Source organism: Salinimicrobium terrae DSM 17865, assembly GCF_000424665.1.
Taxonomy (GTDB): domain Bacteria; phylum Bacteroidota; class Bacteroidia; order Flavobacteriales; family Flavobacteriaceae; genus Salinimicrobium; species Salinimicrobium terrae.
In genome coordinates, this window is record NZ_KE384222.1 from 55,660 (window position 1) to 71,923 (window position 16,264).

14 protein-coding genes are annotated in these 16,264 nt (G+C 39.6%); 11 read left to right on the forward strand and 3 right to left on the reverse strand.

The window, feature by feature from the left end; genetic code table 11:
• On the reverse strand, positions 1-2,531 hold a 2,531-nt coding region (locus H148_RS18710; protein WP_037325427.1), incomplete at its 3' end, for a hypothetical protein.
• Positions 2,532-2,894: 363 nt separating this feature from the next.
• On the opposite strand from H148_RS18710, the gene H148_RS0114580 reads away from it, so the two are divergent.
• The 7 genes from H148_RS0114580 (at position 2,895) to H148_RS18410 (ending at position 9,833) form a co-directional block, all read left to right on the forward strand.
• Positions 2,895-4,250 carry a UDP-N-acetylmuramate--L-alanine ligase gene (locus tag H148_RS0114580; RefSeq protein WP_029035452.1) on the forward strand — a complete coding sequence of 452 codons (1,356 nt, stop codon included), beginning with the start codon at positions 2,895-2,897 and terminating at the stop codon, positions 4,248-4,250.
• A 52-nt stretch (positions 4,251-4,302) separates the two neighbouring features.
• Positions 4,303-5,004 (forward strand): RadC family protein, encoded by a 702-nt coding sequence (gene radC, locus H148_RS0114585; protein WP_029035453.1) that lies wholly within the window; start codon positions 4,303-4,305, stop codon positions 5,002-5,004.
• Between the two features lie 10 nt (positions 5,005-5,014).
• Positions 5,015-6,304 (forward strand): polysaccharide deacetylase family protein, encoded by a 1,290-nt coding sequence (locus tag H148_RS0114590; RefSeq protein WP_029035454.1) that lies wholly within the window; start codon positions 5,015-5,017, stop codon positions 6,302-6,304.
• A complete protein-coding gene (locus tag H148_RS0114595; RefSeq protein ID WP_029035455.1) occupies positions 6,291-6,980 on the forward strand; it encodes a YjjG family noncanonical pyrimidine nucleotidase in 690 nt (229 codons plus the stop codon). The genes H148_RS0114590 and H148_RS0114595 overlap by 14 nt, the downstream gene beginning before the upstream one ends.
• A 77-nt stretch (positions 6,981-7,057) precedes the next feature.
• Positions 7,058-7,567, forward strand: coding sequence for a hypothetical protein (locus tag H148_RS0114600; protein WP_156877268.1), 510 nt, complete (start codon positions 7,058-7,060; stop codon positions 7,565-7,567).
• The gene (locus H148_RS0114605; protein WP_037325429.1) at positions 7,564-8,955 is read left to right on the forward strand and encodes a DUF5723 family protein; all 1,392 of its coding nucleotides are present in this window, start codon (positions 7,564-7,566) and stop codon (positions 8,953-8,955) included. The genes H148_RS0114600 and H148_RS0114605 overlap by 4 nt, the downstream gene beginning before the upstream one ends.
• Positions 8,952-9,833 (forward strand): hypothetical protein, encoded by an 882-nt coding sequence (locus tag H148_RS18410; protein ID WP_051286517.1) that lies wholly within the window; start codon positions 8,952-8,954, stop codon positions 9,831-9,833. The genes H148_RS0114605 and H148_RS18410 overlap by 4 nt, the downstream gene beginning before the upstream one ends.
• Here H148_RS18410 and H148_RS0114615 read toward each other — a convergent pair.
• A complete protein-coding gene (locus H148_RS0114615; RefSeq protein WP_029035458.1) occupies positions 9,827-11,104 on the reverse strand; it encodes a replication-associated recombination protein A in 1,278 nt (425 codons plus the stop codon). The genes H148_RS18410 and H148_RS0114615 overlap by 7 nt on opposite strands.
• A 165-nt stretch (positions 11,105-11,269) precedes the next feature.
• On the opposite strand from H148_RS0114615, the gene H148_RS0114620 reads away from it, so the two are divergent.
• Positions 11,270-12,022, forward strand: a complete 753-nt coding sequence (locus H148_RS0114620; protein ID WP_029035459.1) for a rhomboid family intramembrane serine protease — start codon at positions 11,270-11,272, stop codon at positions 12,020-12,022.
• 27 nt (positions 12,023-12,049) lie between these two features.
• Here H148_RS0114620 and rlmB read toward each other — a convergent pair whose 3' ends face one another.
• Entirely contained in the window at positions 12,050-12,784 is a 735-nt protein-coding gene (gene rlmB, locus H148_RS0114625; protein ID WP_029035460.1) for a 23S rRNA (guanosine(2251)-2'-O)-methyltransferase RlmB, read from the reverse strand.
• Between the two features lie 460 nt (positions 12,785-13,244).
• Here rlmB and rpsL point away from each other — a divergent pair, with 460 nt between their 5' ends.
• The 3 genes from rpsL to fusA are packed head-to-tail and all read left to right on the forward strand — an operon-like array spanning position 13,245 to position 16,255.
• A complete protein-coding gene (gene rpsL, locus H148_RS0114630) occupies positions 13,245-13,619 on the forward strand; it encodes a 30S ribosomal protein S12 (protein WP_029035461.1) in 375 nt (124 codons plus the stop codon).
• Between the two features lie 44 nt (positions 13,620-13,663).
• On the forward strand, positions 13,664-14,140 hold the full coding sequence (gene rpsG / locus H148_RS0114635) for a 30S ribosomal protein S7 (RefSeq protein ID WP_029035462.1): 477 nt from the start codon (positions 13,664-13,666) through the stop codon (positions 14,138-14,140).
• Positions 14,141-14,143: 3 nt separating this feature from the next.
• Positions 14,144-16,255, forward strand: a complete 2,112-nt coding sequence (gene fusA, locus H148_RS0114640) for an elongation factor G (RefSeq protein ID WP_029035463.1) — start codon at positions 14,144-14,146, stop codon at positions 16,253-16,255.
• Positions 16,256-16,264 lie beyond the last annotated feature (9 nt).

The window sequence follows — 16,264 nt, forward strand, 5'->3', positions numbered from 1 at the left end:
CCAGATCCAGCTAAGTAGTCGCTAAGATCGATCATACCATCTGTGGAACATACCACCTGGGGTGCTATATCACCAGCCTCTGCAGGCTGCTCATCGATTATTGTTACGACCAATTCGGCGGAATCTTCACATGCAGTTCCTTCACCAACTGTATAAACCGTTCTAAAGTCACCAAAATTGTTTTCTCCGTACTGCTCTATTAATGCTTCAATAGATGGTTCAAAAGTACCACCTTCAACACCACCTGCTAGAGTGACGTAGTAAGCGCGTACATCCTCAGGAACCTCCTGAAATAAAACAGGTACCTCTGTTATACAAATTGTTTGTGAATTGTCTTCAACTACATTTTCACCTTCTGAAATTGTAATCGAAAAGGAAGCTGTATCCTGATCTCCTGAGGCAACACATGCTGAGGAATCATCTACCGTATAGGTTACGTTATAAGTTCCTGGTCCTACTGTTGCAGGATCAAAAGTTTGATCTAGGTCACCTGAAAAGGTGCCATCCTCCATTGCTCCAGCTGTTAAGAACTCAGCAAGATCTTGTGGTCCTTCTGTAGTACAGAAACTCAAAGTTCTGTCGTCTCCGGCGTCTGCAGGTAATTCATCTGTAATGGTAAGGATTAATTCTGCCGAATCTTCACATGAAGTTCCTTCTCCAATTGTATAGACAGTTCTGAAATCACCTAAGTTATTTTGACCATATTGAGTTATTAATGATTCAATAGAAGGTTCAAAAGTACCACCTTCGGCACCACCTGCCAGATCTACAAAGTAAGCTCGAACATCTTCAGGGATTTCCTGAAATAAAACAGGTACATCTGAAATACAAATAGTTTCTGAATTGTCTTCAACTACATCCCCTTCAATGACTGTTAAGGAGATTTGAGCAGAATCTTCGCATTCAGTTCCTGCACCAATAGTATAAACCGTGGAAACCTCAATTGGCCAGGTGCCAGCTTGATACTGGGAAATGATTGATGTTAAAGGATCTCCACTAAAAGTTCCATTAGTGTCTCTGTCTCCAATCCATTCTGCCAAGAAGGCTTCAGGATTTTGTGTAGGATCAGCAGAAAATTCAGCTATCAAAGCTTCTATTTCAGACTGGCAGAAAACTAAGTCTGCATCATCACCTGCATTCCCGCCCTCGAGAACTGTTACCTCTATTTCTGCAGAATCTGCACATTCACCTGTACCTCCACTATATGTAGTGCTGTAAGTTCCTGTTCCATCTCCGCTATTGAAAGCAGCTGTTATCTCAGCGATAGTTTGTGCAGAGAAAGTACCATTGGCATCAGCATTTTCGCTTAGTAAACTGCGAAAGAAGCCTTCAGCACCTTCTTCAGTAAGAGTATCAGGTAGCTCTGAACGGCATAAGGTTGTAGTAGTATTATCTTCTCCGGCATTAAAGTCTTCCTCAATGGAAAATGATAATTCAACGCTATCTTCACATCCCTGCTCACTAGTAACAGTATAGGTTGTTGAAAAACTTCTAACTCCACTCTGATATTGTGAAATAACTTCGTTGATGCTTAAATTAGTAAAAGTTCCGTCAGTAGGAACACCAGATTCAAGTTGCTCAGTAAATAGTTCTCTTACCAATTGCTGCGGAGCAGTAGTTGCAAGTCTATTGTCAATTTCAGACTGGCAATAGATGCCATCCCCAATCTGTTCTCCAGCTTCTATGCTTTGCACCTCAACAAAAACTGCTGTTCTTTCATCACTTTCGCAAGGAGGAAATGGATCGTTTCTGTCATTTACTATTTGAGATGCATAATAGAACTGGCCATTAATAAGTTGAGTGTTATCAGGTAATGGAGAATTAGCATCCATAGATCGATACCATCTTATAGCCTGTGTATTGTCATACGTGCCTTCAGCCTCTAAGTCTGCCACTGTAGCTCCCTCACAAAAAACTTGGGGAGACGTTGCTATTGGAGGATTAGGATCTATAGGGTTGTATCCCACAGCAGCCCTCAAAGAAGGGCAGGCGTCTGGATTGGTAGTAGAAACCTGTCCAACAAAATAACTTTGATCAGGTACAAGTTCACCCTGAGCTTCGGTAGTTCCAAATTCGGTAGTATAAACTTCTATTTCATAACCAGGCTGAGCTACGAAATAGTCGGCCAAATCATCTGCGGTAAAATTTGTAGACGAACAAGGAGTAATTTCGAAACTAGGACTGTTTGGAAAAATAGTGTTCGTCGGCCGCTCTACCACCTCTACAGTCGCAGTTACCGCTATACGATCACAATCTCCGGATGGTCCACCAACATAATACGTAACACCGTCGGTTAAAAGCTCATCTCCGGGAATGGGTTGAGTGTCATTTTCGTTATCATCTGTTTGATAAACGGGATAATTGCCATTAGTAAGACTGCTTACTGTTTGCAAATAACAGAAGGGATTAGCAACAATATCTCCTTCCGAGGGGCAGGTCTCTTGCCCATAAGAGGGCAAACTTCCAATTAATAGATTAAAGGCAAAAAAGAGTAATGGTACTCCCTTTTTACCCAGAGTAAAAATTCGCATAGGCTTTAAGTATTAAATTTAATCGATTTGCATTAAGGTTTTGGGTCCAAATATAAAATAAACATTCATTATGAAAAACTTAAACTCCTGTTAAGTGAAGGGTTTAAGTGAAGTGCAGTTTGCACCTTTATCTATCCTTTATGTCGCTGAAGTAGGGGTGGTTAAAAGTACAATATTTTCGGTAATAAAACATTTTTAGGAGTTTTTTTACAAGTGAAAAGTTAAATAAGTTCTTTGTCGAATAATTCCAACTCACAGTTTGACATAAGAACAGCGAATTTGTTACAAAATTAAAGAAGTTTTTTCCTGGCTTCAGCCGCTAAACTTTCTTTCCAATCTTTATATTTACTCAAAATTTGGGAAATGCGGCTACATTTTATAGCAATAGGTGGTAGTGCAATGCATAATCTTGCTCTTGCACTGCACCAAAAAGGGTATAAGATCACAGGAAGTGACGATATGATTTATGAACCTTCCAGTTCCAGGCTTAGGAAAAAAGGATTATTACCAGAGAAATTTGGATGGTTTCCGGAGAAAATAAATCCCAATCTGGATGCTGTTATAATCGGGATGCACGCTAGTGAAGACAATCCTGAACTTGCTAAAGCTAAAGAATTAGGAATACCGGTTTATTCCTATCCTGAGTTTTTGTATGACCAGTCAAAGCATAAAACCCGGGTTGTTATTGGTGGTTCTCATGGTAAGACTACCATTACCTCTATGATTCTACATGTTCTGAATTATCATCAAAGGAATGTTGATTTCATGGTAGGTGCGCAGTTAGAAGGTTTCGATAACATGGTCCACCTAACAAAGGAGAATGATTTCATTGTTCTTGAAGGAGATGAATATCTTTCCTCTCCTATAGATCGTCGTCCAAAATTCCATCTTTATAAGCCCAATATAGCACTGCTAAGCGGAATTGCCTGGGATCACATTAATGTTTTTCCCACTTTTGAAGAGTATCTGGAGCAGTTCAGAATATTCATAGATTCAATAGTCAAAGGAGGAATCCTTGTATACAATGAAGAAGATCCAAATCTTAAGAGGTTGGTGGAAGAATCAACTAATACCATCAGGAAACATCCTTACAGAACTCCAGATTATCATGTAGAGAATGAAAAAACTCTGTTACATACGCCCGAGGGGGACATGCCAGTTGCCATTTTTGGCGAACATAACCTGCAAAACCTGGCAGGTGCGAAATGGATTTGTCAGCACATAGGAATAGACGAAGAAGACTTTTACGAAGCTATTGCCTCTTTTACCGGAGCCTCAAAAAGATTGGAAAAAATTGTAGAAACAAGAGGAGCTGTGGTATATAAGGATTTTGCACACAGTCCGTCAAAAGTGACGGCTACTACAAGAGCCGTAAAACAGCAGTACCCTGATAGGCATGTTATAGCATGTCTTGAATTACATACCTATAGCAGTTTAAATTTAGAATTTCTTCTGCAGTACCAGTCGTCATTGGATGCCGCCGATGAAGCCGTAGTTTTCTTTTCTCCTGAAGCCGTGGAAAATAAAAAACTGGAACCTATTTCAAAAGGGCAAATTTTCAATTCTTTTTCAAGAAAAGATCTTATGGTTTATACAAATCCCATAGAGTTTGAATCGTTTCTCAAAGAACAACAGTATGATAATAAAGTACTTTTGTTAATGAGTAGTGGGAATTATGGAGGTTTGGATTTTGAAGAAATCAAAAAGTGGATATCGTAAAATGGCATTTTTGGAATAGCTCCATTTTGTTATCTTTAGAGAAACTGAGTTAATGGATTCTCAAAAATCATCATCCTTTACTATAAAACAATGGGCAGAAGGAGACCGTCCCCGGGAGAAACTTCTTCAAAAAGGGCGGGAATTTCTCAGTGATGCCGAATTGCTCGCAATTTTAATTGGCTCCGGGAGTAGGAATGAGTCGGCAGTTGAGGTCTGCAAAAAGGTGCTTTCTAAAGCTGGAGATAATCTTAATGAATTAGGACGATTCTCTGTAAATCAATTAAGGGAGGTCAAAGGAATTGGAGAAGCAAAGGCTTTAACTATTGTGGCGGCCCTTGAACTGGGACGTAGACGCAGATCTTCTGAAGCACTGGAAAAGAAGAAAATTTCCTCAAGCTCCACGGTATTTGAACTCATGCAGCCTAAAATAGGAGAATTACCTCATGAGGAATTCTGGATCCTGTATCTCAACAATTCAAACAAGGTAATCCAGGAGTTGCCTCTTAGTAAGGGAGGAATAACAGGAACTTTAGTGGACGTGCGGCTGGCATTTAAACAGGCATTGAACCTGGGGGCTACTGCGACGATCCTGGTACATAATCATCCATCGGGAAACCTTAATCCGAGTGGGGCAGATAAACAACTTACACAAAAATTCAAAGCAGCCGGTGAGTCTCTTGATATTAAGGTTTTGGATCATCTTATAATAACCGAAAACTCCTACTTCAGCTTTGCTGATGAAGGCTTATTGTAAAAATTCAATTATGCTGCTGGTATATACCCAGAAAATCACCCCAAGAATAACATATGTTTTTAAACATGTGTGTACACAAATTCTTGGTATTCCGGTAAGTTTCACCTCTAAAATTGAAGAATTTGTAGCACATGAAGGCATGAAACTTTCTTATGGAAAGCAAAGCCTTGCCAATGAGGTTTTTATTCAAAACGTAGATCTTCTAATGGAGCAGGGAGTGAATGATCTTGAGGTAAAGGTACAGGATTGGGATGATGTACCCTGTATCTTCGCAGTTGGAGAGGCAAGTTCTATTCCCTTTGATATTTTTGCAGCCTCTTTTTACCTTTTAAGCCGGTATGAAGAATATCTTCCGCATGTAAAGGATAAAGAGGGAAGATTCCAGGCCAGCGAGAGTTTGGCATTTCAGGAAGGTTTTTTAGAAAAGCCGGTGATTGAGATCTGGGCGCGAAAATTCAGCGATGTCCTGACAGATAAATTTCCCAATCAAAAATTTCCCACAAGAAAATTTCGCACTCAAACCATAATTTCGGTAACAGAGGCTTATTGTTATAAAAAGAAGGGAATTGTAAGAGTAGTGCTGGGACTGTTGCTGGATCTTATTAGATTTAAACCTAAATATATACTGCACCGGTTGCAGGTAATGACGAAAATGAAAAAGGACCCTTATGATATCTACACCAAAGTCATACGATTTTTAAAGAATTACCAGGTTCCTATGAAGTTTATGTTTCAGGTAAGTGATTTTTCAACCTATGATCGAAATATTAATTACAACCGCCTGGAGTTACAAAGTCTCATAAAATCTGTTGCCGATTATGCCGAAGTAGGGCTACAGCCGGGATTTTATGCCAATCAGAAATTCTCAGTTTTAAAAGAGGAAAAAAGACGAATGGAAGAGATTGTTAAGAGGCCGGTGGAAAGTGCAATAAACAATCATTATAACCTGTTGCTGCCAGATACTTATAATCATATGGTAGAACTTGAATTTCTAAATGATTTCTCTATGGGTTATCCTGAAGCTGTGGGGTTAAGAGCAGGGACCTGTACTCCCTTCCTATTTTATGATCTTAATTTCGAAATCACTACCCCTTTACTAATTCATCCCTACGCTATTAATTCTGAAGCTTTTAGTAAATTAAAAGAAAATGAAATAGAGTATAAGGTTCTGGAAATAAAACGACAAATATCTATGGTTGACGGAAATTTAATAACTGTTTTTACCAATAAAGATTTTTCTGAATATGCCAATTCGAGAAGGAACTTTTCAATTTTAAAGACACTTAATGAAATTCAATAATATTCGTCACATTTTTTTTGATCTTGATCATACATTATGGGACTTTGATCGTAACTCCGGGTTAGCCTTTAATTCCATATTTGAAAAGCACAAGATCAAAATAAGACTGGAAGAGTTTCTGGCTGTATATGCCCCTATCAATGCCGATTACTGGAAATTATATAGAGAAGATAAGGTCACTAAGGATGACCTTCGATATGGTAGACTCAGGGATTCTTTTAAAGGAATGAAAGTGAACGTTTCAGATTCCAAGATCAAGCAGTTGAGCATAGATTATATTGATCATTTACCCAATCATAATCACCTTCTTGAAGGGACGGTTGAAATTCTCGATTATCTTCACCCACTCTATGAGCTGCATATCATTACCAATGGCTTTAAAGAAGTTCAACATAAGAAAATGGAAAGTTCGGGAATACTGAAGTATTTCAGGACCATTACAACTTCTGAAGATGTGGGTGTAAAAAAACCTAACCGAAGGATCTTTGAGGTAGCTCTGGAAAATGCAACAGCCAACGTGGAGGAAAGCATTATGATAGGAGACAATCTTGAAGCAGATATCCTAGGAGCAAAGGATTTTGGGATGCAGGCAATTTTATATAACTATTATAAGACCAAATTTTCGGCAGATCATTACCAGGTAATGGAAATGAAGGAATTAACTCGCTTCCTGTAATAAGGACATTCCAAATCCGTTAGATAAAGAATTGTATGAAGATGCCCCTTATAAATTACTTGTCTAAAATAGTATTTTTGTCCCTCGTTCTTGTGTCTTATTCATGTGTGAAGGACGTCGATCTCGACCAGTACAATGAAATCGTCCTTTCTCCTGAAGCTGCAATAGATCTTATCTACTTCGATCTTACTGCCGATGAATTTACAGGAGAAAATGGGAGTGGAGTGACGGCTAGCGACGAGACAAGACTTGATTTTCTTGATGATGACTATATTCAAAACAGTCTGGTGCGGGCCGATTTTAACTTCAGATTTACAAATACATTTCAAAGTCCCTTAACTGCAACTATAAGGCTGGTTTCGCCTTCAAATTCGGTTCAGCATACTATAGAAGTGCCTATTCCCTCCGGAAGTCTGGGTGAACCTGCGACGATAGATTACACAGAAATCATTGATGAAAATCAAATAAATAGAGTAAGAAGAAGTATAAAAATGTCTGTTGAAATTATAAGACATGACCCTACGGCCATTGAAGGATCTTTGCAGTTGGCTTCTAAAGGATTTTACTACTTTGAATTCCAATCATGAGAGTAATATTCTTCCTCTTCATATTGACATTTTACCTGGCCGCACCTGCCCAGAATAAACAGCTCCTGTATAATTTTGATGATTTACCTCAAAACCTATTGATCAACCCTGGAGCCGAAACCTATTTTGATATGCACATTGGGATACCCTTCCTGTCTCAAATCCACTTGTCAGCAGGATCTTCGGGTGTTAGTATGTATGATATATTCAAAGATGATCAAGGCTCTATTAATGCCAGAATAAAGGAATCCTTACATAAGCTTTCCCGAAATGACTTTTTTATGGTAAACCAGCAACTGGAAATTTTTTCTATAGGGTGGCGGGATAACAAGAGAAGGTATTACACGGCGGGTGTTTACCAGGAGATGGATGCATTTGTATATTTTCCTAAAGATCCCGCAGTGCTCGCTTACGAGGGCAATAAGGATTACATTGGCAGGAATTTTAACTTTTCAGATGCTGCTTTCACTGCCGATTTTCTCAATGTATTTCATGTAGGGTTTACTAATTATTATTCTGAAGATCTAAACTACGGCTTTAGAGGGAAAATTTATTCCGGAATTTTTAATGCCTATAGCGTTGGTAACCGGGGCATCTTTAGGACTGAACTTTCTCCTGAAGGGCCAAACCTGTACCGTCATTATATGTCCGGTCTTGATATGGTAATTAATACATCGGGTTGGGCAAATGTAGTAGACTCGAAAGCCTCGAATAAAGAGGTCATGACCAGTCTCCTGGAAAGTGCACTTTTAGGAGGTAATATTGGTGTGGGATTGGATGCAGGCTTTACCTGGTATCCTTCAGATCAATATCGCATTACCGGGAGCTTACTGGACATTGGTTTTATGCGCCAAACAAAAAATGTAGAGAATTATCGATACTACGGTGATTACCAAACCCATGGGATCGAGTTGCTCTTTCCCGGCACTCAGGAATATTGGGATGAATGGGAAGATGATCTTGACAGGAACCTCAAGGATGAAACCCTTACCAACTCCTATACTACATGGCGTCCTGTGAAATTGAATGCCTCTGTAGATTATGGTTTTCATGAAAATGCTGAGCCATGCAATTGCTATCGACCCATGGGGAGGAGGAGATATTATAATCATCTCGGAGCTCAGTTTTTTGCTGTAAAACGTCCCCGTGGTCTTAATTATGCTACAACGTTATATTATGACAGGACTTTTAATGAGAACTTTAGAGGAAAGGTTACATATACTGCCGATTCTTATTCCTTTTCCAATATTGGCCTATTGGTTTCTGCCAAACTTTCGAATTTTAATGTTTATCTTGCTGCAGATAACCTGCTGGATTATACAAATTTTGCAAAGGCCCAAAACGCTTCATTACAGATAGGTTTCCAGCTTATGTTTAGCAGAGAATGAGGACGATAATTTTCTTTTTTATAGTTGGATTAGGAGCGGTTGGAAATATTCTAGGACAGGATTTAAGCCGATATCAGTATGTGCAGGTGCCACAGGAATTTGATTTTCTTAAGTACCAAAATCAGTATGAATTGAATGCACTCACAGCTTTCTTATTCGAAAAGTATGGTTTTGAAGCACTTTATGAAGAGAAAATTCCTGGAAATGTGTCTCCTTGCGATGTGTTGAAGGCGAATGTCCATGACAAGTCAGGGCTTTTTCGCTCAAAACTATATATTACTCTTGAAGATTGTAAAAGTGAGATAGTTTTTACTTCTGAAATAGGCGTGAGCAGAGAAAAAGACTACCAAAGATCATATCATGAAGCTCTGAGAGAGGCCTTTACTTCATTTGAGGAACTTCGGAAGAATCCTGATGTAATTATTGATCCTGTACCAGGAGGAGTGGTTTCAGCTGAAAAAGCTGAACCGGCCGAAGTTGTTATAGATCCCGTCCCATCCCCTGAAGATGCCCAGTCCAAAAATCCTGAAGTGATTGTTGACCCGGTAATTACTTCAGAAGAAATAGAAAATGCTGCAGAGGAAGAATTTTCAGTAAAATCGGGGATTGACGAATCAGAAGATATCCCGAAGTTTATGAATGGAAGCATGACTTACAGCTTGCAAAGGACTCCGTCTGGTTTTGACTTGTACAGAGAAGGGGAGGAGGAGAAATTTGGAACGCTATTAAAATCAGGAGGAGGAGAAAACTTTTTATATTCTTCAAAAACCATCTCCGGAACTGCCTTTTTTGACACCCATGGAAATCTTATGGTCGAATACCTCGACCCGAATACGCAGCAACTCGTTAGCGTAAAATACGAGCGAAAAGATCAATAACCATATTTGCCTTTCCATCTTTTTTGCAGAAAATCCCTTTGAGCCTGTTCCCGCTGATTATTTCCCGGGCGAAAGAACGTGGTGTTGATTATTTCCTTTGGAAGAAACTCGGCTGCAGCAAAGTTATTCTCATAATTGTGGGCGTACTTGTAATCTTCTCCATAACCCAGGTCTTTCATGAGCTTGGTTGGAGCATTGCGTATGGCCAAAGGTACGGGAAGGTCGCCGGTCTTTTTTACTATGGATTGGGCCTCATTAATGGCCATATAAGACGCATTGGATTTTGGAGATGTGGCCAGATAGATGCAGCACTGGCTTAAAATGATCCTGGACTCGGGGTGACCAATAGTGGAGACTGCCTGGAAAGTGTTATTGGCCAGTATCAAAGCTGTAGGATTTGCATTGCCAATATCTTCTGAAGCCAAAATGAGCAGGCGCCGTGCAATAAATTTTACATCTTCCCCACCTTCTATCATGCGGGCGAGCCAATAAACGGCCCCATTAGGATCGCTACCACGAATGGACTTAATAAATGCCGATATTATATCATAATGCTGTTCCCCGGTTTTGTCGTAAAGTACAGTATTTTGCTGAACTTTATTCAGGACCATTTTATTGGTTATTACCACCTGGTCCTCCTCCTCTGAAGTTACTACCAGCTCAAAGATATTCAACAATTTTCTTGCATCTCCACCACTTAGCCGTAGGAGAGCTTCAGTTTCTTTTAATTCTATATTTTTTTTGAAAATGATCTCATCCTCTTTCATTGCACGGTGAAGCAGGGCGACCAGATCATCTTTGGAAAAAGAGTTGAGAATGTAAACCTGGCTTCGCGAAAGTAATGCAGGAATTACTTCAAAACTGGGATTCTCTGTAGTTGCCCCTATGAGGGTTATCCATCCTTTTTCTACAGCTCCTAATAATGAATCCTGCTGAGATTTACTAAATCGATGAATTTCGTCAATAAATAAAATTGGATTCTTGGTGGTGAAGAGTCCGTCGCTTTTTTTGGCCTTTTCAATTACCTCTCTCACATCTTTCACCCCGCTGCTAATTGCGCTTAAAGTAAAAAATGGCCGACCGGATTCTCGCGCAATAATATTGGCTAAAGTGGTTTTGCCCACTCCCGGAGGCCCCCAAAAGATAATGCTGGGAATGATATCCCGTTTAATCTGCTTTCGCAAAGCTGCTTCGGGTCCAACCAGATGCTGCTGACTCAAATAATCATCCAGAGTTGTGGGCCGTAATCTTTCTGCCAATGGTTTGTTCATTCGGTAAAAATAGTAAATTGAGAAATGGTGCTGAAATGCCTAAAGGTTTTGCTTTATTTAGTGACGAACTGGCAGGGTAGTGGAAATGTGGAGTCAAAAATGGCATTTTTGGAAGGAATTGTTCCTTTGAAAATAGGGTGGTGAAATTTTTGTAAAGGGAGAAGTATGAAAGTTCAGAAAACTACAATACAAGAACCTTTTGTTTTCACCACAGGTGTAGTAGGTTATCCATTGCTATTTGTGCTGGCAATTTGGATAGTATTCTGGATGGAAATAAGATTTGGCTGGGACTTTACAAGATTTGGAGTTTATCCACGAACAGTGGAGGGGCTAAGGGGGATAATATTTTCACCTTTTATACATAGCGGAATAAAACACCTTTTTCATAATACAGTTCCACTATTTGTACTGTCGTTGTCGTTGTTCTACTTTTACAGAAAATTAAGCTGGAAGATCCTCTTTTGGGGCCTGTTATTATCCGGGGGTCTTACCTGGTTGATTGGAAGACCTGCTTTTCATATTGGAGCGTCGGGAATGATTTATGTTCTGGCAGGTTTTTTGTTTTTTAAGGGTATTTTTTCAAAATATTACAGATTAGTGGCTCTCTCCTTGATTGTTGTATTTCTCTATGGCGGCTTGCTTTGGTACATTACTCCCATAGATCCCAAGATCTCCTGGGAAGGACATTTGGCAGGATTGCTTTCGGGCCTGGTTTTTTCATTAATTTACAGAGCAGATATCGCACGTGCACCAAAATTTGAATGGGAAAAGGAAACTTATAAAGAAGAAGATGATCCCTTTATGAGACATTTTGATGCCAATGGAAATTTTATTGAGAATCCAGATGGGGAAGAAGAGCCGGAATACATTTACCATTATAAAAAAGGTAGAGAAGATGATAGAACCCCCTTAGAATAGCTCCATAACCTATAATCTGAAAAAATATTACAGCCTTTGCCTTACCACCTCATATAGAAAAGCACCACAAGCAACTGAAACATTAAGGGAGCCAATAGTGCCCTGCATAGGAAGCTTTGCTTTTTCATCCACCAGCTTAAGAACAGATTCTGAAATTCCCTTTCCTTCATTTCCCATTACAAGAGCGACCGGTTGCTTAAAGTCTACAGAATAGAGCAGGTCGTTTGTTTTTTCTGTGGCTGCTACTACCTTAATTCCTGAACCTTGCATGTAAAAAATGGCATCTTTTATATGATTTACCTTTATTAGAGGAATTTTAAATATGGCGCCGGCTGAAGTTTTCACAGTATCGGCAGTTACCGGAGCACCACCTTTTTTTTGAATTATGATTCCATCTACCCCACAACATTCGGCTGTTCTGATCATTGCTCCAAAATTGCGGACATCATCTACCTGGTCCAATAACAGGAATAAGGGAGCTGTTTCTTTTTGTAGAGATTTTTCTACTACAGTCTCAAGATCTGCAAATTCAACTGGAGAGATTTTTGCGACTACTCCCTGGTGATTTCCCTTTACCAGGCGGTTCAGCTTTTCAACTGGTACATATGAAATATTATATTCACCTGATTTTGTTTTTTGCTGTAACTCTTGAAACAATTGTCCGCTAAGGCCTTTTTGGATAAAGATCTTATCAATCGTCTCGTTATTTTGAATGGCTTCAATGACGGCGCGTATTCCAAAAATGGTGGTAGTATCTTTCATAGAGCAAATATAGATATTAAGCAGTACTTGAAAAATAGTTATCTGCTTAATGACTGGTTCGTAACTCTAAGATTGACGTTTATTCTTAACAGACCGAAAGGAAAGTTCCACGAAATATCTGTTTTCAGAATAAAAAATGCTCTCATTATTTATGGGAGCCTTTTAGCTTTTAAATTTATTCACATGACTTATTGGGTAACCCCCGGTACTTGTTCTCATATAAGTTAAAGTATAGTTACTGACTCCTAAGAATGAATCGACATACTTCGGGTACGAATGCATGTTTTCCTGAAGCGTATCATAAATATAACACCGCGATGTTGAGACTGTAGTGAATGGTTTAAGCAAAGTCTTCTGAAAATTAATTCATTAAGATTTGAATAATTCGGTTTTATTTCTACCTTTGCAGACCTTTTGAAAAAGGGGTTATATCAAATAAATAATTAGTGTAAAAGAAATTATGCCAACAATTTCACAATTAGTACGAAAAGGAAGAAGCACAATTACCAAGAAGAGTAAATCGGCTGCTTTGGATTCGTGCCCTCAAAGACGGGGAGTTTGTACTCGTGTTTACACCACTACACCTAAAAAACCTAACTCTGCTATGCGTAAAGTAGCAAGGGTAAGGTTAACAAATGGTAAAGAGGTGAACGCATACATTCCCGGTGAAGGACACAACCTCCAGGAGCACTCGATAGTATTGGTTAGAGGCGGAAGAGTTAAAGATTTGCCAGGAGTTAGGTATCACATTGTACGTGGTGCTCTGGATACTGCCGGTGTTGCCGGAAGAACCCAGAGACGTTCCAAGTATGGTGCTAAAAAGCCTAAGAAGTAATTTATTTCCACGGCAAGTAACAATTAACTTATTACAAAGAAGAAATGAGAAAAAGACAGGCGAAAAAAAGGCCACTTTTACCAGATCCAAAGTTTAACGATCAGTTAGTAACGCGTTTTGTTAACATGATGATGTGGGATGGTAAAAAATCTGTTGCCTTTAAAGTTTTCTATGATGCTATCGCTATCGTAGAGGAGAAAAAACAGGATGAAGAAAAAACTGCACTTGAACTTTGGAAAGATGCTCTTTCTAATGTTATGCCTCACGTAGAAGTACGTAGCCGAAGGGTAGGTGGTGCCACTTTTCAGATCCCAATGCAGATTAGACCAGATCGTAAAGTTTCGACCGCAATGAAGTGGTTGATCTCTTATTCCAGAAAACGTAACGAGAAATCTATGGCCCAAAGACTTGCGGCTGAGGTTCTTGCTGCTGCTAAGGAAGAAGGTGCGGCTGTGAAGAAGAGGGTTGATACCCATAAGATGGCTGAAGCTAATAAAGCATTCTCTCACTTTAGATTCTAAAAAATGGCACAAAGAGATTTAAAATTTACTAGAAATATAGGTATTGCTGCGCATATTGATGCTGGTAAAACCACTACTACAGAGCGTATACTTTTCTATACCGGTATTAGTCATAAGATAGGTGAGGTGCATGATGGTGCAGCTACTATGGACTGGATGGAACAAGAGCAGGAAAGAGGTATTACAATTACTTCGGCTGCTACGCATTGTAAGTGGACTTACAGAGATCAGGAATTCACAGTTAATATAATTGATACTCCGGGTCACGTGGACTTTACTGTTGAGGTAGAGCGTTCATTGCGTGTTCTGGATGGAATGGTTGCTTTATTCAGTGCAGTTGATGGTGTTGAGCCACAATCTGAAACTGTTTGGAGACAAGCCGATAAATACCGTGTTCCCAGACTTGGATTCGTTAATAAGATGGACCGCCAGGGAGCCGACTTTTTTAACGTGATCAAGCAGGTTAGAGAGATGCTTGGTGGAAATCCTGTTCCACTTCAAATTCCTATTGGAGACGAAATTGACTTCAAAGGAGTTGTTGATTTGATTTCCAAAAAAGCAATTGTTTGGAATGAGGAGGACTACGGAATGACGTATGAAACCATTGATATTCCTGCAGAACTTGAAGAAGATGTTAAGAAATACAGAGCCGAATTAGTTGAGGCAGTTGCCGAATACGACGAGGCTTTAATGGAGAAATTCTTCGAAGACGAGGACTCTATTACTGAAGATGAAATTATTGCTGCGCTTAGGGCTGCAACAATAGATATGTCTATTATTCCAATGATGTGTGGATCTGCCTTTAAGAATAAAGGAGTTCAGGCGATGTTGGATGCAGTGATGCGTTACCTTCCTTCTCCTGTAGATGTTGAAGCTATTATTGGTGTTAACCCTGATACAGAAAAAGAAGAGAGCCGTAAGCCTCATGTAGATTCTCCTTTTTCAGCTTTAGCTTTTAAGATCGCTACAGATCCTTTTGTTGGTCGTTTGGCTTTCTTTAGAGTTTATTCGGGAGCGTTGGATGCAGGTTCATATGTTCAGAACAACCGTTCCGGAAAAAAAGAACGTATTTCACGTATCTATCAGATGCATGCAAATAAACAACAGCCAATTGATAGAATTGAGGCTGGGGATATTGGTGCGGCTGTAGGATTTAAAGATATTAAAACCGGAGATACCTTAACAGATGAGAAACACCCGATCGTTCTTGAATCGATGTCTTTCCCTGAGCCTGTAATTGGTATTTCTGTTGAGCCTAAAACTAAGGCAGACGTAGATAAGATGGGGATGGCTTTAGCAAAACTTGCTGAAGAGGATCCAACTTTCCAGGTTAAAACTGACGAAGTTTCTGGACAGACAATTATTTCAGGAATGGGTGAACTTCACCTTGAAATTCTTGTAGATCGTTTGAAAAGGGAATTTAAAGTCGAAGTTAATGAGGGGCAGCCTCGTGTAGAGTATAAGGAAACTGTTACTAAGCCGGCAGATCACAGAGAGGTTTACAAGAAGCAATCTGGTGGTCGTGGTAAGTTTGGTGACATTGTATTCACATTAGGGCCTGCAGATGAAGACTTTAAAGGTCCGGGACTGCAATTCGTTGATGAAATTAAAGGTGGTCGTATACCTAAAGAATTTATTCCTTCAGTGGAAAAAGGATTTAGAGAGGCGATGAAAAACGGACCTATGGCAGGTTTCGTAATGGACACTTTAAAAGTAGTTCTTAAGGATGGATCTTTCCACCCTGTGGATTCCGATCAACTTTCTTTTGAATTGGCTGCGAAAATGGGATATAAAGTAGCTGCTAAGAAAGCCGGTGCTGTTATTCTTGAGCCAATCATGAAAGTGGAAGTTGTTACCCCAGAAGAGAACATGGGTGATATAGTAGGAGATTTGAACAGACGTCGTGGGCAGGTTAATAACATGTCCGACAGATCTGGTGCTAAAGTTATTAAAGCTGAAGTGCCTTTATCTGAGATGTTTGGATATGTTACTACATTGCGTACCCTTTCTTCGGGACGTGCAACCTCTACTATGGAATTCGCTCACTATGCCGAAACTCCTTCCAATATTTCGGAAGCAATTATGAAGGCAGAAAAGGGATCCGCTAACGATTAATTTATCAGG